The organism is Alcanivorax sp. HI0044 (genome assembly GCF_001634945.1).
This window is the reverse complement of sequence record NZ_LWEZ01001016.1, coordinates 1-474: the sequence shown is the minus strand read 5'-3', so window position 1 is coordinate 474 and position 474 is coordinate 1. Positions and strand designations below refer to the sequence as shown.

Below are 474 nucleotides of genomic sequence, written 5' to 3'. Positions count from 1 at the left end.
GTCCGTGTCCAAGGATATCCTCAAGCAGATGGGCGACAGCTATCGCCGTATCCGCAATACCAGCCGTTTCCTGCTCTCCAACCTGAGCGGTTTCGAGCCTGGGACGGATGCGCTGCAGCCGGAGCAAATGCTGGCGCTGGACCGCTACATCGTGGACCGGGCGTTGCAAGTCCAGGGCGAGATCGAAGACCTGTACGACGGCTACCACTTTCATCAGGTTTATCAGAAGCTGCATAACTTCTGCGCGCTGGATCTGGGCGGTTTTTACCTGGATATCATCAAGGATCGCCAGTACACGACCCAGGCTGATTCCGTGGCACGGCGCTCCTGCCAGACGGCTTTGTACCATATCGCCCAGGCGCTGGTGCGCTGGATGGCGCCGGTGCTCAGCTTTACCGCCGAGGAAATCTACGAGAACCTGCCCGGCGAGCGGCTCGATTCCGTGTTCCTGGCCGAATGGTACGACGGCCTGTT

The 474-nt window shown here is 59.7% G+C and carries 1 protein-coding gene; it reads left to right on the top strand.

The window, feature by feature from the left end; all coding sequences use genetic code 11:
* A partial coding sequence (locus A3730_RS11970) for a class I tRNA ligase family protein (protein ID WP_156501174.1) occupies positions 1–474 on the top strand: 474 nt, incomplete at both ends.